This window comes from Stutzerimonas kirkiae (assembly GCF_004327335.1).
GTDB classification, from domain to species: domain Bacteria; phylum Pseudomonadota; class Gammaproteobacteria; order Pseudomonadales; family Pseudomonadaceae; genus Stutzerimonas; species Stutzerimonas kirkiae.
Genome location: NZ_QJUO01000001.1, coordinates 64887 through 91532, shown reverse-complemented (window position 1 = coordinate 91532; position 26646 = coordinate 64887). Strand labels below are relative to the sequence as shown.

The following is a 26646-nucleotide window of genomic DNA, read 5'->3' as shown; positions in this document are numbered from 1 at the left end:
GATGTCTACTGCAAGTTTGGTTGGGCTGGTTGCCGATCATGTTGCATCACGAACTGATGGTGCAGTTGTTGTAGTGAATACAGGGGAATATATAGCGCAGTCTAGTACTGTTGCTACATCTATGGCTCAGTTCAGAGAGTCTACTGCTTTCGTTACGCTGTCGTTTGTCAAATTCTTCAAAAGTAATTTTTTTGATGCAGTTGCAAGTTTTTTGAGTGTGTGCGTTGGTGGTAATAAAAATGAGGCTCTCTCTGGTAGTGGAAAATGGGAGGGTGTTTGTATTTCTTGCGGAATATTAGAAGATAAATTTGTCTCATTTTTCAGTTTGTGCCTATTTGCTGCTCGACTTACATGCGTATTATGGATGTGTCTTTCTCTTTCAGTCGAGGCAGGCGATCATGAAATGGTCGAATTTTATTCTGATGTGCGTAAAGATGTCCGTGTATCGGAGTTGGCAGATAACAAGGAGATTTTCTCAAAATCCAGACCGGAGGGGTTCTTTCAGGGGGCAGGATCAATAAATCCGGTTGTTTGCAAAGAAACTCTTGATTCACTGAATGGCCCGGGCTTTTGCACTGGAGAAAATATTGCTAATTGGCTTTCTAGTGGGCGAGTAGAAATTGAATTTTCCTCTTTGCCCGGCTCTAAAAAATTACCGGATTTATGGGGGGGGAGGGGGGAGTTAGAGTATGTGTCAGTCGATGTGAATGGCGACGGAAGAAATGAGTATATTTATAAGCGTACAGGAATAATTAGAGGCAAAATCTATCAGCGCATTATGGTTGTTGATCACCCCCTGCATCTACGTACAGAAATGCTTAGACCATATATGGATGCCTGCAAGAAATGGGGGCATCTGATAGTGACTGTGATGATGGGGTAAGTCTGATTTCATTTCTGATGAATGAACCTCACTCCAGAAGGCCTACTGAAGAGTGGGGTTTCACAAAGAATAACCCTATATCCTACTTCACCGGAAATAAAAACTCCTTGGCGCTAATTTTTCCTGGTGGTGGAAATATGGCAAAGCGCAACCTGGGAACAAGCTCAGGTGTAAATTGGACACTGTACAAGATTGATTCTGGGGTTGTGCTGATATCCGTTCCGACATCAGTATTTGCTCCGCCAGAACTTCTTGTGTTCTCTTTAGGGAATCGTGGTTCTGGGAAGCTACAGTGCGTATTCATGCCACTTTTGTGGTAGGTATCAATATCTCTCCAGGGTAGGAGGCTATATCATGGCAACTGCAGTAGAGAAGCTCGGGGAGCAATAGTTGTAAATAAAAGGAGTTAAATATGGGGTGTCGATTGGTTGTGAGGAGGTTTGTAAGGTTTGTTGTTCTCTTGGCTCTTGTTTTAGTTGTTGCGTTGCTGTTGTATTATTTTTATTGCGGATTAAGGAATTATCAGGGGTATTGTAAGGAGACGGGTAAAGTGATGTCGGATCAAGAAAAAATAAGAGTTGCTGTTTTTAGAGTTATAAGGCTTTATCCGCCGGTATTGAATGCTAATGTTGATTTTGATGATGGGCGTAAGGCGTTGAGGTTCTTTAAGCCGGAAAATCCGATATTGTACGATTCGAGTGAGCAGTTTCTCCTGATTAATAAAGATTGCTGTCAGGTCACTTATAGGGATAAAGGTGACTTTGGAAAAGAGGGAGGTGAGATCCCTCTGATAGAGAGAATTATGGGGTGGAGGTCGAGCAATGTTCGGGTTCGCTATCAGGTTCGTTATTGGGGAGAGGACGGATTGAACCGCCCCGGGTATCGCGGAGGCTGTTTTGTTTGAGTCAGGCTGCAACGGGTATTGCTGTCTGACTCTGTTCGTATAGTGCCTCAAACTCGACCGGCGGCCTATTTCCAATCGGTTCCAGCAGGCGCTGATGGTTGAACCAAGTCACCCATTTCAGCGTTTCCCATTCCAGGCTTTCAACACTTTTCCATGGCCCTCGCTTGTGAATCAGCTCGGTCTTGTAGAGGCCATTGATGGTCTCTGCCAATGCGTTGTCGTAGCTGTCACCGGGATTGCCAACCGACGGCTCGATACCCGCTTCGCCCAACCGCTCGCTGTAACGAATCGACAGATATTGCGAGCCTCTGTCGCTGTGATGAACTAGCCGATGAGGCTCGGGCCGACGGGCGTGAAGTGCCTGTTCGAGCGCATCCAGGACAAACTCCGTACGCATGTGTCGGCTGACCCGCCAGCCAACGATGAACCGTGAATAGACATCCACGATGAACGCGACATAGGCAAACCCCTGCCAGGTTGAAACGAACGTGAAATCGGCGACCCAGAGCTGATTGGGGCGTTCAGCAGTGAACTGACGCTTTACCAGATCCCTGGGATTGGCATTGTCAGGATCGGCTTTTGTGGTTTTCACCGGTTTGCCCCGTGTCACGCCGCAGAGCCCCATCTCACGGATCAACCGCTCCACTGTGCAGCGCGCTACGACCTGATGTTCGCGATGCATCTGCCGCCAGACTTTCCTGACCCCATAGACCCCGTAGTTTTCCTGCCAGACACGGTGAATTTGTACGGTGAGTGCCTCGTCACGGATCGCTCGGGCAGAGCGTCGTGAGCGGTCGCGCAGACGTGCTGCATGGCGCCGGTAAGCCGATGGAGACACCTGCAATACGCGGCACAGTGGCTCGACTCCAAAGCTTTGCCGGTGCTTGTCGATCAGTTGCCAGATCACTTCAAACGGCGGTCGAGTTCCGCCTGGGCGAAAAAAGCGCTGGCGACCTTGAGAATCTCGTTGGCTCGTTTTAGCTCACGAATCTCGCGCTCCAGCTCCTTGATTCTAGGATCGGCTGGGGCGCTAGGCGTTGCGGGGGAAGAGGCCTTGCGGATCCAGTTGCTCAAGGTCTGGGCAGTACACCCGATCTTGCTGGACACAGCCTCGATGGCTGCCCACTGCGAATCGTGTGACTCGCGGACCTCGTAGACCATCCGCACAGCACGCTCACGGACTTCGGGGGAAAACTTAGATGGCTTTGGCATAGTGGCTCCAGTTTCTCAAAAGATGGAGCCTCCGCGATACCCGGGGCGGTTCAAGGGGTAGGAGCGAGAAAGCCATCAGTGAGCGGCACAGTAGACGCATGGGCATTCCTTCTTGAAGTTGTCGTCAGGGATCAGTCAAGGCTATGCAGGACTGTCCAGCAAGGTGCAACAACATTCGTGCCACCCGGGTATGGGCGACGAAGACGCCTTATAGCGGCTTATAGGGTCGTGCCACCGCCGTTCTCGGCGTCCAGAACGGATGCAGATGTGATGCGGTTACACTGATATGGTGCGAAATGCTTCGGGCTTTCAGGTGCGCAGAATGGTGAGGCTGGCAGGGGCATGCCTTGCATGATGCAAAAAGATGCTACATGCCCGGTTGTGGATGAGGGCCGTGCTTCGTTGTGGTTCGGCCCGCCGCTGGGCGGGGCGGGCCGTTTCCCACTCAGCCGATACTCATCAGGCTGGCATTGCCGCCGGCGGCGGCCGTGTTGACGCTGATGGCGCGTTCGATCAGCAGGCGCTCAAGGGCGATGTCGGTTTCGCCGCGGGACAGGCCCTGGACGCCGACGATCGGGCCGTTGCGGCTGGCGACCTGCTTGCACAGGGCGCGTAGCTGGTCGGAGTCGCCGTGGTGCAGGACGGCGTCGAAGGCCACGTCGTCCTTGTTCCAGTCGGCGACCAGGTGGATATGCACCTGGACCGGCGCCGGCAGTTGGCTGGCCAGTTTTTCCGTCAGTTCGTCGCGCTGCCACAGGGCGTTGCCGCCGACCGCCAGGACCGCCGCCAGTTGCGCGAGCAGGTCCTGTTCGCTGTCGGCCAGGCCCAGTACCCGTTCGCGCGGGTGCAGGCTGTAGCTGTTGCGTTCGCCGGTCGGGCCGCGCAGTTGCAGCTCGATGCCGCTGGCCGCTTGCGCGGTGAAGCGCTGGCAGAGTTCGTCCAGCTCCTGGCGCTGGTTGCCGCGTGCCCACTCGGCGAGTGCCTGCAGGGCGGGGCGCTGCACACTGGCGTGTTGCTGTGCGAAGGCTTCGCTGTCGATGGCGGCCAGGCTGCGGGTGACCGACTCGTGCGGGCGGCTGCCGAGCAGGCGGTACATATACAGCGGGCCGCCGGCTTTCGGGCCGGTGCCGGAGAGGCCTTCGCCACCGAACGGCTGCACGCCGACCACGGCGCCGACGATATTGCGGTTGACGTAGATATTGCCGGCGTGGGCGTTGCCGACCACCTGGGCGATGGTTTCGTCGATGCGCGTGTGCACGCCGAGGGTCAGGCCGTAGCCGGTGGCGTTGATCTGTTCGATCAGCGCGCCGAGGTCCTTGCGCTGGTAGCGCAGCAGGTGCAGTACCGGGCCAAACACTTCGCGTTGCAGCTCGTCGAGGCTTTCCAGTTCGATCAGGGTCGGCGTGACGAAGGTGCCGTGGCGGCATTCCTCGGCCTCGGCGCGGGCCACCTGGTAGATATGCCGGCCCTTGGCGCGCATGGCCTGGATGTGGCGCTCGATGCCGGCCTTGGCCTCGGCGTCGATCACCGGGCCGATGTCCACGCTGAGTTTGTCCGGGTTGCCCAGGCGGCATTCGGCCATGGCGCCCTTGAGCATCTCGACGATGCGCTCGGCCGCGTCCTGTTGTACGCACAGCACGCGCAGCGCCGAGCAGCGCTGGCCGGCGCTGTCGAAGGCGGAGGCGACGATATCGGTGACCACCTGTTCGGCCAGCGCCGAGGAGTCGACGATCATCGCGTTCTGCCCGCCGGTCTCGGCGATCAGCGGGATCGGCCGGCCCTGGGCGTCGAGGCGCCCGGCGACGCTGCGCGCAAGGATCTTCGCCACTTCGGTGGAGCCGGTGAACATCACGCCCTTGACCCGCTCGTCGGCGACCAGGCGCGCGCCCACGGTTTCGCCGTCGCCCGGCAGCAACTGGATGGCGCCGGCGGGGATGCCGGCCTCCAGCAGCAGGCGCACGGCCTGCGCGGCGACCAGCGGGGTCTGCTCGGCGGGCTTGGCCAGCACGCTGTTGCCGGCGGCCAGGGCCGCGGCCACCTGGCCGGTGAAGATCGCCAGCGGGAAGTTCCACGGGCTGATGCACACCACCGGGCCCAGCGGGCGGTGGCTGTCGTTGCCGAAGCCGCGCGCCTGGGCGGCGTAGTAGCGCAGGAAGTCGACCGCCTCGCGCACTTCGGCGATGGCGTTGGCGAAGGTCTTGCCGGCTTCGCGCACCAGCAGGCCGATCAGCGGCTGGATCTGCGCTTCCATCAGCTCGGCGGCGCGCTCCAGGGCGGCGCCGCGCTCGTCGGCGGGGGTCGCCTGCCAGATCGGCGCGCTGTTGAGGGCGTATTGCAGGGCGTCGTCGACATCCTGGGTACTGGCCTGGCTGACCTGGCCGACGATGTCGCGCTGGTCCGCCGGGTTGAGCAGCGGGCTGGCGGCGCCGGGCGTGGCCGGCTTGGCGAGGATCGGTGCGGCGCGCCAGTCGGCATGGCTGGTGCCCAGCAGGGCGCTGGACAGCGAGCCGAGGCGGTGTTCGTTGGACAGGTCGATACCGCTGGAATTGCTGCGGGCATCGCCGTAGAGGTCGCGCGGCAGCGGGATACGCGGGTGCGGGCGGCCCAGGGCGCCTTCTTCGATGGCCTGGGTTTCCACCTGGGCGACCGGGTCGGCGATCAGCTCTTCGATGGACACCGACTGGTCGGCGATACGGTTGACGAAGGAGGTGTTGGCACCGTTCTCCAGCAGGCGCCGCACCAGGTAGGCCAGCAGCGTTTCATGGCTGCCGACCGGCGCGTAGATGCGGCACGGGCGGTTCAGCTTGCCGTCGGCGACCTTGCCGACCACCTGTTCGTAGAGCGGCTCGCCCATGCCGTGCAGGCACTGGAACTCGTACTGGCCAGGGTAGTAGTTCTGCCCGGCCAACTGGTAGATGGTGGCCAGGGTGTGGGCGTTGTGGGTGGCGAACTGCGGGTAGATCACCTCGGGCACCGCCAGCAGCTTGCGCGCGCAGGCGATGTAGGACACGTCGGTGTGCACCTTGCGCGTATAGACCGGGTAGCCCTCCAGGCCGTCGATCTGCGCGCGCTTGATCTCGCTGTCCCAGTAGGCGCCCTTGACCAGGCGGATCATCAGCCGGTGGCGGCTGCGGCGGGCCAGGTCGATGAGGGTGTCGATGACGAACGGGCAACGCTTCTGGTAGGCCTGGATGACGAAGCCGATACCGTTCCAGCCGGCCAGTTGCGGCTCGAAGCAGAGGCGTTCGAGCAGGTCCAGCGACAGTTCCAGGCGGTCGGCTTCCTCGGCGTCGATGTTCAGGCCGATGTCGTATTGCTTGGCCAGCAGGGTGAGGTCGCGCAGGCGCGGATAGAGTTCGTCCATCACCCGTTCGTACTGGGCGCGGCTGTAGCGCGGGTGCAGCGCCGAGAGCTTGATCGAGATGCCCGGGCCTTCGTAGATGCCGCGGCCATTGGACGCCTTGCCGATGGCGTGGATGGCCTGCTCGTAGGAGGCCAGGTAGCGCTGGGCGTCATGTTCGGTCAGCGCGGCTTCGCCGAGCATGTCGTAGGAGTAGCGGAAGCCCTTGGTTTCCAGCGTCCTGGCGTTGGCCAGGGCCTCGGCGATGCTCTCGCCGGTGACGAATTGCTCGCCCATCAGGCGCATGGCCATGTCCACGCCCTTGCGGATCAGTGGCTCGCCGCTCTTGCCGATGACCCGGTTGAGGGAGCTGGAAAGCCCCGCTTCGTTGTGGGTGGAAACCAGCTTGCCGGTCAGCAGCAGGCCCCAGGTGGCGGCGTTGACGAACAGCGAGGGGCTGTTGCCCAGGTGCGGCTGCCAGTTGCCATGGCTGATCTTGTCGCGGATCAGCGCATCGCGGGTGCCCTTGTCGGGAATGCGCAGCAGCGCTTCGGCCAGGCACATCAGGGCGACGCCCTCCTGGGAGGACAGGGAGAATTCCTGCAGCAGCCCCTGGACGATGCCGGCGCGGCCGCTGGCGGATTTCTGGCTGCGCAGGGTGTCGGCGATGCGATAGGCCAGCGCGTGGCTGGACTGGGCCAGAGCCTCGGGCAGGCGCGCCTGCTCCAGCAGCATGGATACGGCTTCTTCTTCCGGGCGGCGGTAGGCGCTGGTGATGGTGGCGCGCAGCACCGATTGCGGCAGGACGTTCTCGGCGAACTCCAGGAAGGGTTGCAGGGCCGGTTCGCTGAGGGTTTCCAGCGCTTCGCTGTCGCCTTCGGCGAGGCGCTCGGCGACGCTTTGCAGTTCGGTCAGGGTGGCGCCGCTTTCCAGGGTTTCCAGGTAGCTGTAGATCGCTTGCTTGATCAGCCAGTGCGGGGTGCGGTCGATGGTTTTCGCAGCCTGCTTGAGGCGCTCGCGGGTCGCTTCGTCGAGTTTGACCCCAAGGGTTGTGGTTGTAGCCATGTGAAAATCCTCTCTTGCAGGCGTGCCCATCGGTATGGTGGCAGAACCGCGCAAAGGTATAGCCGGAAGCGTAAAGGTGCAACCAGGTGCAACCTTTAAATTACAGGGAATTGGTCGAATGGACCCCATGGGCCCGTATTTAGCACTATTGTGGTGCGGTTGTTTTGAGTTTGCACCGAATGGGCGCCTTATTGCGGGGATTGTGAGGTAATCATCCGGAAGTGCAACTTTTTCGAAATGCTGGGTTGCACCTTGTTGCGATCTTTGAATAGGATTCGCCCTCGCGGTGCAACCCTATGGGATGTCGTCGTGAGCTTGCCTCCGGAAAATGATTCTTGCGGTATTGGTCGTGGGTGCATCGTTAGCCACTTCCTGCCGAGCGAGTCGGGTCTGACCTGTCTCTTACACTGACCGAACAACAACCATGAGGGGCTTCTATGAGCGCCAACACACCCACCCTGATCACGTTCGTGGTCTATATCCTGGCGATGGTGCTGATCGGCTTCTTCGCCTATCGCGCCACCAATAACTTCTCCGATTACATCCTTGGTGGCCGCAGTCTCGGCAGTTTCGTCACGGCATTGTCGGCGGGGGCTTCCGACATGAGTGGCTGGCTGCTGATGGGCCTGCCGGGCGCGATCTTCGTCGCCGGGCTGTCGGAAAGCTGGATCGCCATCGGCCTGATCATCGGCGCCTGGCTGAACTGGCTGTTCGTCGCCGGGCGGCTGCGGGTGCAGACCGAGCACAATCACAATGCCCTGACCCTGCCGGACTATTTCACCCATCGCTTCGAGGATGGCAGCAGGCTGCTGCGTATTTTCTCGGCACTGGTGATCCTGGTGTTCTTCACCATCTACTGCGCGTCCGGCGTGGTGGCGGGGGCGCGCCTGTTCGAGGGCACCTTCGGTATTCCCTACGGCATCGCGCTGTGGGTCGGTGCCGCGGCGACCATCGCCTATGTCTTCATCGGCGGCTTCCTGGCGGTGAGCTGGACCGATACGGTGCAGGCGACGCTGATGATCTTCGCGCTGCTGATCACGCCGATATTCGCGATCCTGGCGCTGGGTGACTTCGGCACGGCCCTGGCGACCATCGAGGCCCAGTCTGCTTCGAACTTCGACATGTTCAAGGGCCTGAGCTTCATCGCCATCGTCTCCCTGCTGGGCTGGGGCCTGGGCTACTTCGGCCAGCCGCATATCCTGGTGCGCTTCATGGCGGCCAGTTCGGTCAAGTCGATTCCCAATGCCCGTCGCATCGGCATGGCCTGGATGATCCTGTGCCTGGCGGGCGCGGTGGCGGCCGGTTTCTTCGGCATCGCCTATTTCGCCAACAATCCCGAACTGGCCGGGCCGGTCAACGAGAACGGCGAGCGGGTGTTCATCGAGCTGACCAAGATCCTCTTCAACCCCTGGATCGCCGGTATCATCCTGTCTGGCATCCTGGCGGCGGTGATGAGTACCCTGAGTTGCCAGTTGCTGGTGTGTTCCAGCGCCCTGACCGAGGACTTCTACAAGGCCTTCCTGCGCAAGCATGCCTCGCAGCGTGAACTGGTATGGGTCGGCCGGCTGATGGTGCTGTTGATTGCCGTGGTGGCCATCGTCCTGGCGGCCAACCCCGACAGCAAGGTGCTGGGGCTGGTGTCCTATGCCTGGGCCGGCTTCGGCGCGGCGTTCGGGCCGGTGGTGCTGTTCTCGCTGCTGTGGAAGCGCACCACGCGCAATGGCGCGCTGGCCGGCATGCTGGTCGGTGCGGTGACGGTGATCGTCTGGAAGAACTTGCTGGGCCATCTCGGCCTGTACGAGATCATTCCGGGCTTCCTGTTCGCCAGTATCGCCATCGTCGTGGTCAGCCTGCTCGGCAAGCAGCCTTCGGCGACGATCCAGCAGCGTTTCGATGAGGCGGAAAAGGAATACCGCGACGCGCATATCTGAGTTCGCACAGGGTGTGCCGTACGCACCGGCGCTGCCATGCCCGGTGCGCACGGCGCACCGTACGCGAGGCCAGCGTTATCCTTGCGATAGGGTTGCCCACGAATAAAAACGCCGCGGCTCCAGGTGGATGGAGCCGCGGCGTTTTGCGTTCTGCCGAGCGCGCGGGTATCAGGCGTCGTCGCTGGCGGTGCGGTAGCCGTCGGCGTCGAGCAGGTTCTGCAGTTCGCTGCTGTCGCTGGGCTTGAGGCGGAAGAACCAGGCGCCGTAGGGCTCGGAGTTGACCCGTTCGGGAGCGTCGGCCAGTTGCTCGTTGATGGCGATCACTTCGCCGGAAACCGGTGCGTAGATATCCGACGCGGCCTTGACCGACTCCACCACACCGGCCTGCTGGCCGGCTGCCAGCCGCTGGCCGGGTTGCGGCAGTTCGACGTAGACCACATCGCCCAGAGCTTCCTGAGCGTGGTCGGAGATGCCGACGCTCACGCTACCGTCGTCTTCCAGGCGTGCCCACTCATGGCTGGCGGCGTAACGCAGTTCGCTGGGGATATCGCTCATGGGGTATTTCCTCGTGGGCAGTCGTTGGTCGGGGGAATTTACACCAGTACCTTGCCGTGGCGCACGAAAGTCGGCTGTACCACGCGCACCGGGTACCATTTGCCACGAATCTCGACCTCGGCACGCTCCGCCGTCTGCGCCGGCACCCGGGCCAGGGCGATGGACTTGCCGAGGGTGGGCGAGAAGCTGCCGCTGGTGATTTCGCCGTCGCCGAAGCCGTTGACGCGCACCACCTGGTGGGCGCGCAGCACGCCACGTTCTTCCAGCACCAGGCCGACCAGCCTGGGCGGTTTTTCCGCGCTGGCCAGTTGCCGCTCCACGGCGGCGCGGCCGATGAAGTCGCGCCCCGGTGGCTGCCAGGCGATGGTCCAGCCCATGTTGGCCGAGAGTGGCGAAACCGACTCGTCCATGTCCTGGCCGTAGAGGTTCAGCCCGGCCTCCAGGCGCAGGGTGTCGCGGGCACCGAGGCCGATGGGGGAGATGCCGGCGCCGACCAGTTCACCAAAGAAGTCCGCCGCTTCCTCGGCCGGCAGGATGATCTCGATGCCGTCTTCGCCGCTATAGCCGGTACGGGCGACGAACCAGGCGCCTTCGGCCTTGCCGGTGAAGGGCGGCAAGTCGAGGATAAGCTCGGAAAAGCCCTGCGGCACCAGCCCCGCGGCTTTTACCCTGGCGTGTGGCCCCTGTATCGCCAGCATGGCCAGGTCGGCTTGTTCGGCGATGAGTACGTCGAAACCTTCGGCCTGTTGCCGCATCCAGGCGAGATCCTTGTCGCGGGTACCGGCGTTGACCACCAGGCGGTAGCCGCCCTCGGTGCGGTAGACGATCAGGTCGTCGAGCACGCCGCCTTGCACGTTGAGCATGGCGCTGTAAAGGGCCTCCGCCTCGCCAAGGCGCGCCACATCGTTGGCCAGCAGGCGCCTGAGGTAATCGCCCGCCTGCGGGCCACCGATGTCGATGACGGTCATGTGCGAAACGTCGAATACGCCACAGTCGCGCCTCACCTGGTGATGCTCTTCAACCTGCGAGCCATAGTGCAGCGGCATGTCCCAGCCGCCGAAGTCGACTATCTTGGCGCCTAGCGCGAGGTGCTGGTCGTAGAGCGGTGTACGCTTACCCATGGGTTTCTCCTTCCGGGCCGGCGCCCTGGAGGACGCCCGATGGAGTCGCTTCCCAGGTGGGAAAGACTCTTGTTCGATGGCGCGCATTGTAGCGGCAAGGGTGTGACAGGTCACTGCGACCGGTCGGCCTGCCCTGCCTCGAGGCTTGAAGCCGCTACTTCCCCGCCGAACGGCGGATCAGCAGGATCACCGGCAGCAGCCCGACCAGTACCAGGGTCAGGGCCGGTAGCGAGGCGCGTGCCCATTCGCCTTCGCTGGTCATCTCGAAAATGCGCACGGCCAGGGTGTCCCAGCCGAAGGGGCGCATCAGCAGGGTGGCCGGCATTTCCTTGAGCACCTCGACGAACACCAGCAGCGCCGCGCTCAGGGTGCCCGGCAGCAGCAGCGGCAAATAGACCCGCAGGAACAACGGCAGGCCGCCGACGCCCAGGCTGCGCGAGGCCTGGGGCAGGGACGGGCGGATACGCGCCAGGGCGTTCTCCAGCGGTCCGAACGCCACCGCCATGAAGCGGATCAGGTAGGCCACCAGCAGCGCGGCCAGGCTGCCCAGCAGCAGCGGTTTGCCGGCGCCACCGAGCCAACTGGATACGGGAATCACCAGGTGCCGGTCCAGGTAACTGAAGGCCAGCATGATCGACACCGCCAGCACCGAGCCGGGCAGGGCGTAGCCCAGGTTGGCCAGGCCCACCGCGCCGCGGATGCTGCGTACCGGCGCCTGGCGCCGGGCGAAGGCCAGCAGCAGGGCCAGGGTCACGGTCAGTAGCGCGGCCATGCCACCCAGGTAGAGGGTATGCAGGATCAGTGCGGCATAGCGCTCGTCCAGATCGAAGCGGCCACGTTGCCAGAGCCAGGCGAGCAACTGCAACAGCGGGATGACGAAGGCGCAGGCGAACACCAGCAGGCACCAGGCGCTGGCGGCGAATGCCTGGAAGCCGCGCAACCGATAGAGCGCACTGCTCCTGGCGCGCTCGTTGGCCGGGCGCGCCGCTCCCCTGGCGCGCCGCTCGCCATAGAGCACCAGCATCACCGCGAGCAACAGCAGGCTGGCCAACTGGGTTGCGCTGCTCAGGCTGAAGAAGCCGTACCAGGTCTTGTAGATGGCGGTGGTGAAGGTATCGAAGTTGAACACCGACACCGCGCCGAAATCGGCCAGGGTTTCCATCAGTGCCAGTGCCAGCCCGGTGCCGATAGCGGGCCAGGCCATCGGCAAGGCGACCCGCCAGAAGGCTTGCCAGGGCGTCTGCCCGAGAATCCGCGCGGCTTCCATCAGGCCCTTGCCCTGGGCGATGAAGGCCGAGCGTGCGAGCAGGTAGACGTAGGGGTAGAACACCAGCACCAGCACCAGGATCACACCGCCGGTGGAGCGCACCCTGGGAAAGCGGATGGCGGAGCCGAACCAGTCCCGCGCCAGGCTCTGCACCGGGCCGGAAAAGTCCAGCAGGCCGATGAAGACGAACGCCAGTACATAGGCCGGGATGGCGAAGGGCAGCATCAGCGCCCAGTCCAGCCAGCGACGGCCGGGGAATTCGCAGAGCGCGGTCAGCCAGGCCAGGCTGACACCCAGCAGGGTCACTCCGAGCCCGACGCCGACCATCAGCACCAGGGTATTGCCCAGCAGGCGCGTCATCTGGGTTTCCCACAGGTGCCGCCAGATCTCCGGGTCGATGTCGTGCCAACTGAAGGCCAGTACCGTCAGTGGCAGCAGCACCAGGGCCGCGATGGCGAATGTGATGGGATACCAGCGGTACTGGGCGGAATGGGACACGCAAGACCTCGACGACAGGCAGAAAAACGCCCCGGCAAGGCGGGGCGCCATGAGGCAAGCTTCAAGCCACAAGCTTCAAGCTGCAAGTGAAAAAGTGCCCTGCGGATGCCATCCCTCTTCCCCAGCCCTTCTCCCGCATGGGGAGAAAGAGCCGACAAGAGCGCTGGAGGCTGGAAGGCTGGACGGAAAAGCCTCCAGCCTTCAGTTCCAGCCCACCCGGTCCATCAGGCGGATCGCCTCGGCCTGGCGCCTGCCGGCGACTTCCACCGGGATGGTGTCGGCCTTGAACTCACCCCAACTGGCGACTTCGTCGGAAGGCTTGACCTTCGGGTTGGCCGGGAACTCCTTGTTGGCACCGGCGAAGATGCTCTGCGCTTCTGGGGTGGTCATCCACTCCACCAGCTTCTGCGCGGCTTCCGGGTGCGGGGCATGCTTGGTCAGGCCGATGCCCGAGAGGTTGACGTGCACACCACGGTCCTGCTGGTTGGGCCAGAACAGCTTGGCCCGCAGTTTCGGGTTCTGCTGGTGCAGGCGCCCGTAATAGTAGGTATTGACGATACCCACGTCGCATTGGCCGGCATCCACGGCCTGGATCACCGAGTTGTCGTCGGCGAAGACATCGGTCGCCAGGTTGTTGATCCAGCCCTTGAGGATTTCCTCGGTTTTCTCGGGGCCATGGACTTCCAACAGGGTGGCGGTCAGCGACTGGTTGTAGACTTTCTTGCTGGTGCGCAGGCACAGGCGACCTTCCCATTGCTCGTCGGCCAGGGCTTCGTAGGTCGAGAGTTCTTCCGGCTCGACCCGCTCGGGCGAGTAGACGATGGTCCGCGCGCGCAGCGACAGGCCGGTCCAGGCGCCGGTGGAGGAGCGGTACTGCGGTGGGATATCGGCGTCGATGATGCTCGACTGCAAGGGTTGCAGGAGGCCCATTTGCTCGGCCTGCCACAGGTTGCCACCATCCACGGTCAGCAGCAGGTCGGCCGGGGTGTTCTCGCCCTCGGCCTTGATCCTGGCCATCAGCGGGGCTTCCCTGTCGGTGATGAATTTCACCTTGACCCCGGTTTTTTCCGTATAGGCATCGAAAACCGGCTTGATCAGCTCATCGATCCGCGAGGAGTAGACCACCACCTCGTCGGCCGCCTGTACAGCGCCGGCCAGCACCGACAGGGAGAATGCCGCCAATAGCCATTTGCTTGCCCGCATGGGAAATGCCTCTGTTGATGAAAACGGAGTTGCGATGGTAGTGAGTCTCATCCGCCGGTTCAACGTGGCCGTATACATGCCCGTTACCGGATGTTGCCTTTTTCAGCCGAAGAACCAGTAGCAGACACCGATCGAGGCGACCACTCCGGCGAAGTCGGCCAGCAGCGCACAGCCGACCGCGTGCCGGGCGCGCTGGATGCCGACCGCGCCGAAGTACACGGCGAGGACGTAGAAGGTGGTCTCGGTACTGCCCTGCACGGTGGCCGCCACCAGTGCCGGGAAACTGTCCACGCCGTGGGTCTGCATGGTCTCGATCAGCATCGCCCGCGCGCCGCTGCCGGAGAACGGCTTGACCAGCGCGGTGGGCAGCGCCTCGACGAAGCGGCTGTCCCAGCCCTGTGCCTCGACCACCCAGCGGATGCCGTCGAGGCCGAACTCCAGTGCCCCGGAGGCGCGCAGCACGCCGACCGCGCAGAGCATCGCCACCAGGTACGGCAGCAGGCTCTTGGCGACATCGAAGCCTTCCTTGGCGCCTTCCACGAAGCTTTCGTAGACCGGCACCTTGCGCAACGCGCCGACGCCGACGAAGGTCAGGATCAGGCCGAACAGCGTCAGGTTGCCCAGCAGCGACGACAGTTGCGCCAGGGCCGCGGCCGAGAGGCTGGCCAGCAGCGCCATGAAGGCGCCCAATAGCAGCGCGCCGGGGATCAGGTAGGCGAGCACCACCGGGTCCCACAGGCGCAGGCGCTGCATCAGCGCCACCGACAGCAGGCCGGCCAGGGTCGAGGCGCTGGTGGCCAGCAGGATCGGCAGGAACACCAGGGTCGGGTCTTCGGCGCCCTGCTGCACGCGGTACATGAAGATCGACACCGGCAGCAGGGTCAGCGACGAGGCGTTGAGCACCAGGAACAGGATCTGCGCGTTGCTGGCGGTGCTGCTGCTCGGGTTGAGGTCTTGCAGGGCGCGCATGGCCTTGAGGCCGATGGGGGTGGCGGCGTTGTCCAGGCCCAGCCCGTTGGCGGCGAAGTTCAGGGTGATCAGCCCCAGCGCCGGGTGCCCGGGCGGCACCTCGGGCATCAGGCGATGGAACAGCGGCCCCAGCAAACGCGCCAGCAGGTCGACCAGCCCGGCCTTCTCGGCGATGCGCAGGAAGCCCAGCCAGAGGGTCAGGGTGCCGAACAGCAGCACCATCACTTCCACCGACAGGCGCGCCATGGCGAACAGGCCTTCCACCAGCGCGGCGAACACCTGGGGGTCGCCGCCGATCAGCCAGCGCGATAGCGCCGCCACCGCGGCGATCAGGAAAAAGCCCAGCCAGAGGCCGTTGAGCATGGGGTCTACCTCGGTGTCCGTGGGGCGAAGCGAAAGCGGCGATGATAAAGGTCCCGGGCGGGGAGAGCCATCAGGGCGATCGCGCTATGCGGGTAAACAGCCGGAAAGAGCGCTGGAAAGCTGGCTGGACGAAAGAGCCTGGCATCCGGTGTTTCTCGTCCAGCTTTCCAGCCTTCAGCGCTGTTATCGAAGCGCCCTGCCAGTGAGTAGCGGCACGGCGCAATGGGGGGATGGCGGGCTTTCAGCGTTTCTTGCGGTTGCGTACTTCCAGCACCTTGCCGGTGGCCGTGGCGCCGCGTTCCTGCAGTTCGAAGCGCTGCGGGTGGGCTTTGATCAGGTCGCTGAGTTTCCTGAAGCCGTAGAGGCGGGGGTCGAAATCGGTGCGCAGCTTGTTGATGTTGGAGCCGACCATGCCGAGGGCGACCCAGCCATCGTCGTCGGAAATGTCATCGATGACCTTGGCGATGAAATCCACCGGGGCTTTCTGCGGCTTCTTGCGGTCATCCGGCTTCCTGGCCGGATCGTTGCCGGATGCTTGTTCCGGCGTGACCTTGTCGCTGGCGGCCGGCTCGCTCGGCTGGTCGCGGAGGATTTCCGTGTAGATGAACTTGTCGCAGGCCGAGACGAAGGGCTTAGGGGTCTTTTCCTCGCCGAAGCCGTATACCGTCAGCCCTTCCTCGCGCAGGCGCGCGGCCAGCCGGGTGAAGTCGCTGTCGCTGGAAACCAGGCAGAAACCGTCGAAGCGCCGGGTGTAGAGAAGGTCCATGGCGTCGATGATCAGTGCGCTGTCGGTGGCGTTCTTGCCTTTGGTGTAGGCGAATTGCTGGATGGGCTGGATCGAGTGGTCGAGCAGGACCTGTTTCCACTTGCCCAGTTGCGGCCCGGTCCAGTCGCCATAGATACGCTTGACGCTGGCGACGCCGTATTTGGCGACCTCTTCGAACAGGCCTTCGACGATCAGGGCCGGCGCGTTGTCGGCGTCGATCAGCACGGCCAGGTGTTTTGCCGGTTGTGGTTTGTACGCGGTGTCGTTGCTCATGGGGCATCCATTCTCGCGAGTAGGTTGCGCAAGCGTACTGCAATAGCGCCGGAAAGGGCGCTGGAGGCTTTATGCCCTTACTCCAGCAGGCCCAGTTCCTGGGCACGGCCTATGGCCTGGGTGCGGCTGGTGACGTTGAGTTTGCCGTAGATGTTCTTCAGGTGCCATTTCACGGTTTCCGTGGAGATATCCAGGCTGCGGGCGATCTCCTTGTTCGACTGGCCCTCGGCGACCAGCCGCAGCGCCTGGCATTCCCGTTCGCTGAGGCCCTGGCGCGTGGTGTGGCCCTGGCGCTGCCGTTCGTCGGCCTGGGGGTGTCGTTCCAGCAGGCGCGCCAGGGTCTCGCCGGTTTCGTGGCGCGCCGGGAGTTTTTTCTGCAGGCGGCTGAGCAGGGGCAGCAGCTCATCACCGGCATCCAGCAAGCTGCGTTCGAGGCGCTGGCGCCCGGCCAGTCGCAGGGCCGGTTGCAGGGCGGTGCAGGCCTTGTCGCTTTCGTCGGCCTGCCACAGCGCCCGTGCCCAGAGTACGCGCAGGCGCGCGGCGGCGAGCCAGTCGTGGCGGCTTTCCTGTTCGGCGACCAGGCGCCCCAGCAGCTTGGCGGCCTGTGCCGCCTGGCCGGCGGCCAGCAGCAGGCGGCTGCGGCCGAGCAGCGCATGCTGGGCGCTGGCGCGCTGGCAGGGGTGTTCGGCGTCGATCCGGGCCAGCGGCGCCAGTCGTTCCAGTTGCTGTTGCAACTGCTCCGCGGCGGGGTAGTCGCCCTGCAGCAGCCGCACGCGCGCCTGTTCGGCCAGCAGCAGTGCCTGCAAGCGCCGCCAGCGACGGGCGATGGCCAGTTGCAGAGCATGTTCCAGCAGTCGCTCGGCCTGATGCGGTGCGCCGTTGCACAGTGCCTGGCGCGCCAGGCTGACATAGCAGCGGCGCAGGCCGTCGGGCGGGCTGAAACGGTCGATCTGGTCGAGCTTGTCCGCCAGCAGGGGGGCGAGTTGGTCATGCTCGCCGCGCTCGTAGGCGATTTCCGCCAGCAGTGGCGCGAGGGTGGCGCTGCTGCTCGATTGTGCCCCGGTATAGCGCTCGGCCTGTAACAGCGCCTGGCGGGCGTGTCGCTCGGCGGCGTCGAGGTCGCCCTGGCACAAGTGGCACTGGGCGATGATGAAGGCGCGGTAGACCGAGACGAACAGGTTGCCCAGCGGTGCATCCGGGCCGGGCATGTGCCGCTGTACCGCCAGCGCTTCGGCATAGCGCTGCTCGACCACATGGCAGTAGCTGAGGATATTGCACACCAGCCCATCGACCCAGGTATCGCCACAGGGCACTTCCTGCAGCAGGGGCTCGACCAGGGCCAGGCTTTCGGCGATGTTCTCGGAGAAAGCCTCGCAGATGGCACGCACCACCCGTAGCTTGACCCAGGTGCTGCGGCGCAGCCCGGCGCGATGGCCGGCGACCAGTTGGTCGAGGTTGTCGAGCAACTGGCGCGCTTCGTCGAAGCGGAAATAGTGCGCCAGCGCCCAGGCGAGGTTGAGCTGCAGGTCTATACGCGAGGGGTCGAGGCTCACCGGCAGGTGATGCATCCAGCGCACCAGGGTGTCGATATCGCCTTCTTCGGCCAGCGATTGCGCGCTCGCGCCATCCTGCCCGGGGCTGCCGATCGGCTTGCCCGCCACCAGGGCATGACGCACCGCCTCGGCCCACAGGCGCTGCTCGACGAACCAGCCGCTGGCGCGCTCATGCAGTTGCTTGATGTCGATCCCGGCGCAACGGCGCAAGCGGTTGCCCAGGGTTTCCCGCAGCAGCGGGTGGTAGCGGAACCAGGCACCATGCTCGTCGAGGGCGGACAGGAACAGGTTGTGCCGTTCGATCCACTCCAGCATCGCCTCGCCATCGTCGCGCTCGGTGACGGCGTTGCACAGCCCGGCGTTCAGGCGGCCGAGAATGGAGGTGCGCAGCAGGAAGTCGAAGACTTCGACCGGCAGCGGGTCGAACACCACTTCCTTGAGGTAGCGGGTAATGGCGCGGGTGCCACCGCGCAGGTTGTCGATCAGTCGTGCGGGGTCGTCGCGCAGCCCGGGGGACAGCGAGGCGATCTTCATTCCGGCGATCCAGCCCTCGGTCAGCGATAGCAGGCGCTGGGTGTCCTGGCCGCTGAGCGGTACGGCGAGCGTCTCGTTGAAATAGCCGCGCGCCTCTTCGAGGGTGAAGCGCAGCTCCTGGTCGCCGACTTCCACCAACTGGTCCTCGGCCTGTAGCCGGCTGAGGGCCAGGCGCGGGCGGAAGCGGCTGCCGATGATCAGGTGCAGCGCTGGCGGCGCATGGGCGAGCAGGTAGCCGAGGGCATCGTGAACGCCACGGTCGTCGATCACATGGAAGTCGTCGATGATCAGGAACAGGTCGTGCGGGCAGTCGTGCAACTGGTTGATCAGTTCGGCCAGCAACTGCTGGGGGCTGGTGGGCGTGTGTTGTTCCAGGCGCTGCCAGAAGCCGGGGTCCCAGTCCTGGTGGAGCGGGCGCAGCGCCTGCAGCAGGTAGGGGATGAACTGCCAGGGGCTGTCGTCGTCCTCGTCGAGGCTCAGCCAGGCGACGCGCTCGCCCTGCTCGGCCAGGCAATGGTGCCACTGCGCCAGCAGGGTGGTCTTGCCGAAGCCGGCCCCCGCGCTGACCAGTGCCAGGCGCCGCAAGCGTACCGGGGCGAGGCGTTCGAGCAGGCGCGGGCGCCGTAGTAATTCGCCGGGGGAGCGGGGCGGGACGAGCTTGGTGAGGATCAGCGGCAAGCCCCGGGTCAGGCGCAGGGGGCCGGAGGCCAGGCGTATCGGTTGGGGACGTGTCGGGTGCGCGCGCTTCATCCGCGTCTGGCCCTCTGTTTTTGGCTTGTTCTTGTTGTATCCCAGTGCCGGGTGGGTGGCCAGGGGCGCGCCGTGCCAGAGCGGCCGAACCTGCCTATGCACTGATCTGGCGCATAAGAATATACCCACCCGTCGCGCACCAGCCCCCCCATCCGGGTGGTTTCGCCGACTTCGAATATGCCCGTACCGTCTTCATGGGTAAGGCGCGATCCGCCGCTCGCCAGCCCGGCGAATGGCGCCCGCCAGTCCAATCAGATCGAGGACGGTTAGATGACGCTAAGCAAACAACAATTGCTGCAAGCCTACCGCAAGATGCGCGAGATTCGTGCGTTCGAGGAGCGCCTGCACCAGGAAAACACCAGCGGCGATATTCCCGGATTCATTCACCTGTATACCGGCGAGGAGGCGATCGCGGTCGGGGTCTGCGAGAACCTGACGGATTCCGACTACATCGGCTCCACCCACCGTGGCCACGGCCACTGCATCGCCAAGGGCTGCGATATCCACGGCATGATGGCCGAGATCTTCGGCAAGGACAGCGGCCTGTGCCGGGGCAAGGGCGGCTCGATGCACATCGCCGACCTGTCCAAGGGCATGCTCGGCGCCAACGCCATCGTCGGTGGCGCGCCACCCCTGGCCATCGGCGCCGCGCTGACCGCCAAGACGCTGAAGACCGGTGGCGTCGGTGTCTCCTTCACCGGCGACGGCGGTTCCAACCAGGGCCTGGTGTTCGAGGCCATCAACATGGCGGTGGTGCTGCAACTGCCGGCCGTCTTCATCTTCGAGAACAACGGCTACGGCGAGGCCACCGGCCATGACTACGCGGTCGGTGGCCGCGACATCGCCAGACGCGCTGGCGGCTTCGGCCTGCCGGCGGTGACGGTCGACGGCACCGATTTCTTCGCCGTCCATGAGGCCGCCGCCGAGGCGGTCAAGCGCGCCCGCGAAGGCGGCGGCCCCAGCGTGATCGAGGCCAAGGCGTTCCGCTGGCACGGCCACTTCGAGGGCGACCCGGCGCTGTACCGCGCCGAGGGCGAGGTGCAACGCCTGCGCGAACAGCACGACCCGCTGAAGATCTTCGCGGCCAGGGTCAAGAAACAGATCACCCAGAAGGAGCTGGCGGCGATCGACGCAGAGGTCGAGGCGCTGGTCGACGACGCCGTGGCGAAAGCCCGTGCCGCCGCCTACCCGGCCCCGGAAAACCTGCTGACCGACGTCTACGTCTCCTACTGAGGGTGATAACAAAATGGCTATAAAAACCTATCGTGAAGCGGTCAAGGAAGCCCTGGCCCAGGAAATGGAGCGCGACGAGCGCGTGGTGCTGATCGGCGAGGACCTGCGCGGCGGCCACGGCGGCAATGCCCCGGAAGAGGCGAAGGTCGAGGCCTTCGGCGGGGTGCTCGGGGTGACCAAGGGGCTGTGGACGCAGTTCGGCTCCGATCGCGTGATCGACACGCCGATCACCGAATCGGCGATCGTCGGTATGGCCGCTGGCGCCGCCGCAACCGGCCTGCGCCCGGTGGCCGAACTGATGTTCATGGACTTCTTCGGCGTCAGCCACGACGCGCTGTACAACCAGGCGGCCAAGTTCCGCTATATGTTCGGCGGCAAGGCCAAGGCGCCACTGGTGATGCGCGGCATGATCGGCGCCGGCTTCTCGGCGGCGGCCCAGCACTCGCAGTCGCCCTACAACATCTTCGCCACCACGCCGGGCCTGAAGGTGGTGGTGCCGTCCACCCCCTACGACGTCAAGGGCCTGCTGATCCAGTCGATCCGCGACGACGACCCGGTGGTGTTCTGCGAGCACAAGATGCTCTACGACCTCAAGGGCGAGGTGCCGGAAGACATCTACAGCATCCCGCTGGGGGTGGCCAACTACACCCGCGAAGGCGAGGACGTGACCATCATCGCGTTGTCGGCGATGGTGCACAAAGCCAACCAGGTGGCCGACAAGCTGGCCAAGGAAGGCATCTCGGTGGAAGTGGTCGACCCGCGCACCATTTCGCCGCTGGACGAGGAGGGCATCCTCGAATCGGTGGCCTCCACCGGCCGCGTGGTGATCGTCGACGAGTCGGCGGCGCGCTTCGGCTTCGCCCATGACGTGGCGGCGCTGATCGCCTCCCAGGCGTTCCGCTTCCTCAAGGCGCCGATTGCCCTGGTCACCCCGCCGCACACCCCGGTGCCGTTCTCGCCGGCCCTGGAAAAGCTCTGGATTCCCAGTGTCGAGCGTATCGAGGCCGCCGTCCGCCAAGTGCTGGAGGATTGAGCCATGAGCGCTATCAAGACACTTGAAATGCCCAAGTGGGGCCTCTCCATGGAGGAAGGCACGCTCTCGCAATGGCATGTCCGGGAGGGCGACAGCTTCACCCTGGGCCAGGAAATCTGCGAGATCGAGACCAGCAAGATCTCCAACGTGTTCGAGGCGCCGTTCGCCGGCACCCTGCGCCGGGTGATCGCCCAGCAGGGCGACACCCTGCCGGTGGGTGCGGTGCTGGCGCTGGTGGCCGAGGCCTCGGTCGGCGATGCCGAGCTGGATGCCTTTGCCGCCAGCCTGGGGACGGCGGCGCCAGCGGCAGCCGAAGCGCCAGCCGCCGCGCCGCAGGTCGCCGTGGCGAGCGCGCCGGCAAGCGCGCCGATCGCCAGCACGGCGGCACCGGCTGCGCCTGCCGCCGCCAGGCCGACCGCTCCGGCCGGGCAGACCCAGGTGCCGGCCAGCCTGCAAGGCAGCAGCGACGCCGAACGGGTCAACGCCACGCCCCATGCCCTGCGCCAGGCCGCGCGCCTGGGGATCGACCTGGGCAAGATCAGCGGCACCGGCCGTGAAGGCCGTATCTCGGTGGCCGACCTGGAAAATGCCATCGTCGCCGCCGGTGGCCGTGTCGCGCCACCCGCCTTGCCGGCGCGCTCCGGCAAGGCGCCGCGTTCGCGCGCCGACGACAGCCAGGTGCCCGCCACGCCGCTGGCGCGCCGTCTGGCCGGCCGCTTGGGCATCAACCTGCACGACTGCCGCGCCAGTGGCTCGCGTGGCCGGGTCAGCCGCGAGGACGTACAGGCTGCCGCATTGCTGCGCGATGGCCCGCAACAGGTCGAGGGTGTGGCCGCAGCCGCTGCTTCTGTCTTCGAAGACCTGCCGATGTCTGGCATGCGCCGTGCCATCGCCGCGCGGTTGCAGGAGTCCAAACGCAACTCGCCGCACTTCCGCCTGAGCGTCGATCTCGACCTGGAGAGCCTGCTGGCGTTGCGCCAGGAGATCAACGCCGGCGTGCCCGGCGTCAAGGTCTCGGTCAACGACCTGCTGGTCAAGGCCTGCGCCCAGGCGCTGCTGGCGGTGCCGGATGTCAACGTGCAGTTCGACGAGGCCAGCCAGAGCATCCGCCGTTTCGCCGATGCCGATATCTCGGTGGCGGTGGCGCTGCCGAGCGGGCTGATCACACCGATCGTGCGCGCGGCCAACCGCAAGTCGGTGAGCGAGGTGTCGCGGGAAATCCACGCGCTGGTGACCAAGGCCAAGGCCGGCACGCTCAAGCCCGAGGAGTTCCAGGGCGGCACCTTCAGCATCTCCAACCTGGGCATGCTCGGCGTGCGCCAGTTCGACGCCATCATCAACCCGCCGCAGGGGGCGATCCTCGCGGTGGGTGCCGGCGAGGAACGGGCGGTGGTGCGCGACGGGCAGGTCGTGGCGCGCCAGCAACTGACGGTGTCGCTGTCCTGCGACCACCGGGTGATCGACGGGGCGCTGGGCGCGGTCTTCCTCAAGGAACTCAAGCGCCTGGTGGAAACGCCGAGCCTGATGCTGGTCTAGGTCGCGCCGTAAGGCGCCATGAAGGAATCGAGCCATGAGCGAGAAATACGATGTACTGGTGATCGGCGGCGGGCCGGGCGGCTATGTCGCCGCCATCCGCGCCGGCCAGCTCGGCCTGCGCACCGCGCTGGTGGAGAAACGGCACCTGGGCGGCATCTGCCTGAACTGGGGCTGCATCCCGACCAAGGCGCTGCTGCATGGCGCCGAGGTGGCGCACAGCATCGCCCATGCCGGCGAGCTGGGTTTCAGCGTCGGCGAGGTGAGCTTCGATCTGCACAAGCTGGTGCAGTTCAGCCGCTCGGTGTCGCAACGGCTGACCAGTGGGGTCGAGTACCTGTTGCAGAAGAACGGCGTGACGGTGCTCGACGGTACCGCGCGCCTGCGCGGCAAGGGCCAGGTGGTGGTCGATGGCGAGGGCGGCGAGCGCGATTACCGCGCCGACCACGTGATCCTCGCCACCGGCGCCCGGCCACGCCCGCTGCCGGGCATCGAGGCGGACGGCGAGCGCATCTGGACCTACTTCGAGGCGCTGCTGCCCAAGCGCCTGCCGAAGTCCCTGCTGATCATCGGCTCCGGCGCCATTGGCGTCGAGTTCGCCAGCCTCTACAACGACCTCGGCAGCGAGGTGACCCTGGTGGAACTGGCCGGGCAGATCCTGCCGGTGGAGGACGCCGAGGTCTCGGCGCTGGTGCGTAAGTCGTTCGAGCGACGCGGCATCCGCGTGCATACCCAGGCCCAGGTGACGGCGGTGCAGGTCAGCGGCGAGGGTGTGCGCTGCACGCTGAAAGGCGCCAGCGGCGAGCAGGTGCTGGAGGTCGAGCACGTGCTGTCGGCGGCGGGTGTGCAGCCCAATGTCGAGGGGCTCGGTCTGGAGGCGCTGGGGGTGGAGCTGGAGCGCGGCTTCATCAAGACCGACCAGGCGTGTCGCACCAACGTCTTCGGCCTCTATGCCATCGGCGACGTGGCCGGCCCGCCGTGCCTGGCGCACAAGGCCAGCCACGAGGGGGTGATCTGCGTCGAGTCGCTGGCTGGCGTCGAGGGCGTGCACGGGTTGGACCGTGCCCATGTGCCGGGCTGCACCTACTCGCGGCCGCAGGTCGCCAGCCTGGGCCTGACCGAGGCGGCGGCGCGGGCCAGTGGGCGGCCCCTGAAGATCGGCAAGTTCGCCTACCAGGCCAATGGCAAGGCATTGGCCAGCGGCGAGCCGGAAGGCTTCGTCAAGACCATTTTCGATGCCGAGAGCGGCGAGTTGCTGGGCGCGCACATGGTCGGCGCCCAGGTCACCGAGCAGATCCAGGGCTTCGGCATCGCCCATGCCCTGGAAGCCACGGACGACAGCCTGCTGTCGGTGATCTTCGCCCACCCGACCCTGTCGGAGGCGATGCACGAGTCGATCCTCGCCGCCAATGGCCGGGCGTTGCACCAGTAGATGCAGTGGCAAGCTTCAAGCCGCAAGCTTCAAGTCAGAAGCGCAATTGCGTCTTTGCTTTTACTTGCGGCTTGCCGCTGCTCCTGCCGCCTAGAGGCTGTCCGGGTCGGAGCAGAACATCTGGATGCGCGAGCGCAGCCAGCGTTCCGCCGGGTCGTTGTCCTGGGCGGCGCGCCAGGCCATGTGCAGTTCGAAGGCGGGTGTCGGCAGCGGCAGTGGTTCGTTGCGCACGCCGCCGGCCGTGGCCAGCACGGCGGCGGCGTAGTCCGGTACGGTGGCGACGATATCGGTGCCGGCCAGCAGCGTCGCCAGGCCGTTGAACTGCGGTACCGCCAGCACCACCCGGCGCGAGCGACCGAGGGCCGCCAGTTCCTCGTCGATGAAGCCGCCCAGGTCGCCCGAGAAGGACACCAGTGCATGCGGGCGTGCGCAGAAATCGTCCAGGCTCAGCGCGCCGGGCACCAGGTCGGCGCGCAACAGGCGCGGCTGGCTGCGGCGCAGCACCTTGCGCTTGGCATTGGCCGGCAGTTCCCCGGTGTAGCCGACACCCACGGAAATCTCGCCGGAGGCCAGCATGCCCGGCATCAGCAGGTAGTTGCTGCGGCGGATCACCAGCACCACGCCGGGCGCCTCGGCGCGCAGGCGCTTGATCAACGGCGGCAGCAGGGCGAACTCGACATCATCGGACAAGCCGATGCGAAACACCGCTCCGCTGGTCTGCGGGTCGAAGGGCGCGGCACGGCTGACCGCCGTGGAAATCGCATCCAGAGCCGGCGACAGCAGGCCGGCGATTTCCAGCGCGCGGCTGGTCGGCTCCATGCTGCGCCCGCTGCGCACGAACAGCGGGTCGTCGAACAGCCCGCGCAGGCGCGCCAGCGCGGCGCTGATGGCCGGCTGGCCGAGGAACAGCCGCTCCGCCGCGCGGGTCACGCTGCGCTCATGCATCAGGGTTTCGAAAACGATCAGCAGGTGCAGGTCGACACGGCGCAGGTCGTTGCGATTCATCCGGTGTTCATCCGGGGGCATGGACAGAGTGGCGAGCATAGCCTGTCGGCGCCCGTGTCATCATCGTAAAACATGATGATGACTATCAGGGCTTTCGGCTGGCGTTGGCGAGGCGGGCTGGTTAGAGTCGACGCCTGATCCCGGGCCGAAGACCAATCGAGGTTGGCGATGTCGCGCATTATCCGTTTTCACCAGTTCGGCGCGGCCGATGTCCTGCGCATGGAGCAGTATGTCGTGCCGCGTCCGGGGCCGGGCGAGGTGTCGCTGGATGTCGAGGCCATCGCGGTCAGTTGGTATGACGTGCTCTGGCGGCAGAACCTGGCGCTGTCGCAGGTGCAGTTGCCGGCCGGCCTCGGCCACGAACTGGCCGGCGTGGTGCGGGCGCTGGGCGAGGGTGTCGACGACCTGGCGGTGGGCGACCGCGTTGCCAGTTTTCCGGCCCACAGCCCCAACCAGTACCCGGGCTACGCCGAGCGGGTGCTGTTGCCGCGCGCGTCGCTGGTGCGCTACCCCGGGTCGCTCGATGCGCTGCAGGCCTGCGGGCATTACACGCCGTTACTGATCGGCTGGTTCGGTTATGTCGACCTGGCCGCGGCGCAACCCGGGGAAAGCGTACTGGTCACCGCCGCCGGGCTCTGTGCCGGGCCTTATATCGTGCAACTGGGCAAGGCGCTGGGGCTGCGCGTGATCGCCGCCGTGGCCGACGAGGATGAGGGCGAATACGCACGGGAACTGGGTGCCGACGCGGTGGTGAACACCGAAGCGCAGGACTTGGTGCGGCAGGTCCTGCGGCTGACCGATGGGCGTGGCGTCGATATCGTCCTCGACGCCCTCGGCGGCCCGCAGATGAGCCTGCTCGGCGATGCGCTGGCGCCACGGGGGCGGCTGGTGCTGTACGGCCTGCAGGGCGGCAACCAGACGCCCTTCCCGGCCTGTGCGGCGTTCCAGAAGAACATCCGCTTCTTCGTGCACTGCCTGGGCAACTTCACCGGCAAGCAGGAGTTGCAGATTCCCCAGGACCGGGCAGCGGTGGCGCGGGCGCTGGAGGCGATCAACGGCTTCACCGCCGCCGGAAAACTGCGTCCGCAGATTGGCCGGGTATTTCCCTTCGAGGCCTTCGTCGAGGCCCATCGCCATGCCGAGCGCTGCACGCAGCGCAGGCGGCTGGTGCTGGCGCTGGGCGGGCAATCCACGGACGAACTGGAAACGCCATCGCCATAGGC

The 26646-nt window shown here is 64.9% G+C and carries 18 protein-coding genes and 1 other annotated feature; of the genes, 8 read left to right on the top strand and 10 right to left on the bottom strand.

The window, feature by feature from the left end; genetic code table 11:
* Window position 1: 1 nt before the first annotated feature.
* Together DNJ95_RS00355 and DNJ95_RS00350 are read left to right on the top strand one after the other, a co-directional pair.
* Window positions 2-883 carry a hypothetical protein gene (locus DNJ95_RS00355; RefSeq protein ID WP_131182741.1) on the top strand — a complete coding sequence of 294 codons (882 nt, stop codon included), beginning with the start codon at window positions 2-4 and terminating at the stop codon, window positions 881-883.
* A 412-nt stretch (window positions 884-1295) separates the two neighbouring features.
* Window positions 1296-1787 carry a hypothetical protein gene (locus tag DNJ95_RS00350; protein ID WP_131182740.1) on the top strand — a complete coding sequence of 164 codons (492 nt, stop codon included), beginning with the start codon at window positions 1296-1298 and terminating at the stop codon, window positions 1785-1787.
* Window position 1788: 1 nt separating this feature from the next.
* Here DNJ95_RS00350 and DNJ95_RS00345 read toward each other — a convergent pair.
* Window positions 1789-2999, bottom strand: a protein-coding gene (locus tag DNJ95_RS00345) for an IS3 family transposase (protein WP_420856752.1) whose coding sequence is annotated in 2 segments (ribosomal slippage) — window positions 1789-2723 and window positions 2723-2999 — 1212 coding nt in all. Because the reading frame shifts where the segments join, the coding sequence is not laid out codon by codon here.
* Window positions 2617-2733 (bottom strand) — a sequence feature (AL1L pseudoknot). (Overlaps the previous gene by 117 nt.)
* A gap of 445 nt (window positions 3000-3444) precedes the next feature.
* A complete protein-coding gene (gene putA / locus DNJ95_RS00340) occupies window positions 3445-7404 on the bottom strand; it encodes a trifunctional transcriptional regulator/proline dehydrogenase/L-glutamate gamma-semialdehyde dehydrogenase (protein ID WP_131182738.1) in 3960 nt (1319 codons plus the stop codon).
* Between the two features lie 437 nt (window positions 7405-7841).
* Between putA and putP the strand changes: the two genes are divergently transcribed.
* Window positions 7842-9335: a sodium/proline symporter PutP gene (gene putP / locus DNJ95_RS00335; RefSeq protein WP_131182737.1), complete on the top strand. Its 1494-nt coding sequence runs from the start codon at window positions 7842-7844 to the stop codon at window positions 9333-9335.
* 168 nt (window positions 9336-9503) lie between these two features.
* Here putP and gcvH read toward each other — a convergent pair whose 3' ends face one another.
* The 7 genes from gcvH to DNJ95_RS00300 all read right to left on the bottom strand — a co-directional run bounded on the left by gcvH (window position 9504) and on the right by DNJ95_RS00300 (window position 19187).
* On the bottom strand, window positions 9504-9890 hold the full coding sequence (gene gcvH / locus DNJ95_RS00330; RefSeq protein WP_131182736.1) for a glycine cleavage system protein GcvH: 387 nt from the start codon (window positions 9888-9890) through the stop codon (window positions 9504-9506).
* 38 nt (window positions 9891-9928) lie between these two features.
* Entirely contained in the window at window positions 9929-11011 is a 1083-nt protein-coding gene (gcvT, locus tag DNJ95_RS00325) for a glycine cleavage system aminomethyltransferase GcvT (RefSeq protein WP_131182735.1), read from the bottom strand.
* 154 nt (window positions 11012-11165) lie between these two features.
* Window positions 11166-12776 (bottom strand): ABC transporter permease, encoded by a 1611-nt coding sequence (locus DNJ95_RS00320; protein ID WP_131182734.1) that lies wholly within the window; start codon window positions 12774-12776, stop codon window positions 11166-11168.
* 201 nt (window positions 12777-12977) lie between these two features.
* Complete coding sequence (locus tag DNJ95_RS00315) at window positions 12978-13979, bottom strand: extracellular solute-binding protein (protein WP_131182733.1); 1002 nt, start codon at window positions 13977-13979, stop codon at window positions 12978-12980.
* A 102-nt stretch (window positions 13980-14081) separates the two neighbouring features.
* A complete protein-coding gene (locus DNJ95_RS00310) occupies window positions 14082-15311 on the bottom strand; it encodes a nucleoside recognition domain-containing protein (protein WP_131182732.1) in 1230 nt (409 codons plus the stop codon).
* 241 nt (window positions 15312-15552) lie between these two features.
* The gene (locus tag DNJ95_RS00305) at window positions 15553-16350 is read right to left on the bottom strand and encodes an NYN domain-containing protein (RefSeq protein ID WP_131182731.1); all 798 of its coding nucleotides are present in this window, start codon (window positions 16348-16350) and stop codon (window positions 15553-15555) included.
* A gap of 77 nt (window positions 16351-16427) precedes the next feature.
* A complete protein-coding gene (locus DNJ95_RS00300; RefSeq protein ID WP_131182730.1) occupies window positions 16428-19187 on the bottom strand; it encodes a winged helix-turn-helix domain-containing protein in 2760 nt (919 codons plus the stop codon).
* 270 nt (window positions 19188-19457) lie between these two features.
* On the opposite strand from DNJ95_RS00300, the gene DNJ95_RS00295 reads away from it, so the two are divergent.
* Genes DNJ95_RS00295 through lpdA form a run of 4 tightly spaced genes read left to right on the top strand, consistent with a single transcriptional unit; the run spans window position 19458 to window position 24418 of the window.
* A complete protein-coding gene (locus DNJ95_RS00295; protein WP_131182729.1) occupies window positions 19458-20420 on the top strand; it encodes a thiamine pyrophosphate-dependent dehydrogenase E1 component subunit alpha in 963 nt (320 codons plus the stop codon).
* Window positions 20421-20433: 13 nt separating this feature from the next.
* The gene (locus DNJ95_RS00290; RefSeq protein ID WP_131182728.1) at window positions 20434-21453 is read left to right on the top strand and encodes an alpha-ketoacid dehydrogenase subunit beta; all 1020 of its coding nucleotides are present in this window, start codon (window positions 20434-20436) and stop codon (window positions 21451-21453) included.
* Between the two features lie 3 nt (window positions 21454-21456).
* Window positions 21457-22989: a 2-oxo acid dehydrogenase subunit E2 gene (locus tag DNJ95_RS00285; RefSeq protein WP_131182727.1), complete on the top strand. Its 1533-nt coding sequence runs from the start codon at window positions 21457-21459 to the stop codon at window positions 22987-22989.
* 34 nt (window positions 22990-23023) lie between these two features.
* Window positions 23024-24418 carry a dihydrolipoyl dehydrogenase gene (gene lpdA / locus DNJ95_RS00280; protein ID WP_131182726.1) on the top strand — a complete coding sequence of 465 codons (1395 nt, stop codon included), beginning with the start codon at window positions 23024-23026 and terminating at the stop codon, window positions 24416-24418.
* Between the two features lie 90 nt (window positions 24419-24508).
* Here the strand turns inward: lpdA and DNJ95_RS00275 are convergent, their stop codons facing one another.
* Complete coding sequence (locus DNJ95_RS00275; RefSeq protein ID WP_131182725.1) at window positions 24509-25423, bottom strand: LysR family transcriptional regulator; 915 nt, start codon at window positions 25421-25423, stop codon at window positions 24509-24511.
* A 168-nt stretch (window positions 25424-25591) separates the two neighbouring features.
* Between DNJ95_RS00275 and DNJ95_RS00270 the strand changes: the two genes are divergently transcribed.
* Window positions 25592-26644 (top strand): zinc-dependent alcohol dehydrogenase family protein, encoded by a 1053-nt coding sequence (locus DNJ95_RS00270; RefSeq protein WP_131182724.1) that lies wholly within the window; start codon window positions 25592-25594, stop codon window positions 26642-26644.
* The last annotated feature ends 2 nt before the right edge of the window (window positions 26645-26646 follow it).

What these genes read in the sequence shown, in the direction of transcription:
- DNJ95_RS00355 (WP_131182741.1), top strand. Translation starts at nt 2, where the DNA reads ATGTCTACTGCAAGTTTGGTTGGGCTGGTTGCCGATCATGTTGCATCA.
- DNJ95_RS00350 (WP_131182740.1), top strand. Translation starts at nt 1,296, where the DNA reads ATGGGGTGTCGATTGGTTGTGAGGAGGTTTGTAAGGTTTGTTGTTCTC.
- putA (WP_131182738.1), bottom strand. Translation starts at nt 7,404, where the DNA reads ATGGCTACAACCACAACCCTTGGGGTCAAACTCGACGAAGCGACCCGC.
- putP (WP_131182737.1), top strand. Translation starts at nt 7,842, where the DNA reads ATGAGCGCCAACACACCCACCCTGATCACGTTCGTGGTCTATATCCTG.
- gcvH (WP_131182736.1), bottom strand. Translation starts at nt 9,890, where the DNA reads ATGAGCGATATCCCCAGCGAACTGCGTTACGCCGCCAGCCATGAGTGG.
- gcvT (WP_131182735.1), bottom strand. Translation starts at nt 11,011, where the DNA reads ATGGGTAAGCGTACACCGCTCTACGACCAGCACCTCGCGCTAGGCGCC.
- DNJ95_RS00315 (WP_131182733.1), bottom strand. Translation starts at nt 13,979, where the DNA reads ATGCGGGCAAGCAAATGGCTATTGGCGGCATTCTCCCTGTCGGTGCTG.
- DNJ95_RS00310 (WP_131182732.1), bottom strand. Translation starts at nt 15,311, where the DNA reads ATGCTCAACGGCCTCTGGCTGGGCTTTTTCCTGATCGCCGCGGTGGCG.
- DNJ95_RS00305 (WP_131182731.1), bottom strand. Translation starts at nt 16,350, where the DNA reads ATGAGCAACGACACCGCGTACAAACCACAACCGGCAAAACACCTGGCC.
- DNJ95_RS00300 (WP_131182730.1), bottom strand. Translation starts at nt 19,187, where the DNA reads ATGAAGCGCGCGCACCCGACACGTCCCCAACCGATACGCCTGGCCTCC.
- DNJ95_RS00295 (WP_131182729.1), top strand. Translation starts at nt 19,458, where the DNA reads ATGACGCTAAGCAAACAACAATTGCTGCAAGCCTACCGCAAGATGCGC.
- DNJ95_RS00290 (WP_131182728.1), top strand. Translation starts at nt 20,434, where the DNA reads ATGGCTATAAAAACCTATCGTGAAGCGGTCAAGGAAGCCCTGGCCCAG.
- DNJ95_RS00285 (WP_131182727.1), top strand. Translation starts at nt 21,457, where the DNA reads ATGAGCGCTATCAAGACACTTGAAATGCCCAAGTGGGGCCTCTCCATG.
- lpdA (WP_131182726.1), top strand. Translation starts at nt 23,024, where the DNA reads ATGAGCGAGAAATACGATGTACTGGTGATCGGCGGCGGGCCGGGCGGC.
- DNJ95_RS00275 (WP_131182725.1), bottom strand. Translation starts at nt 25,423, where the DNA reads ATGAATCGCAACGACCTGCGCCGTGTCGACCTGCACCTGCTGATCGTT.
- DNJ95_RS00270 (WP_131182724.1), top strand. Translation starts at nt 25,592, where the DNA reads ATGTCGCGCATTATCCGTTTTCACCAGTTCGGCGCGGCCGATGTCCTG.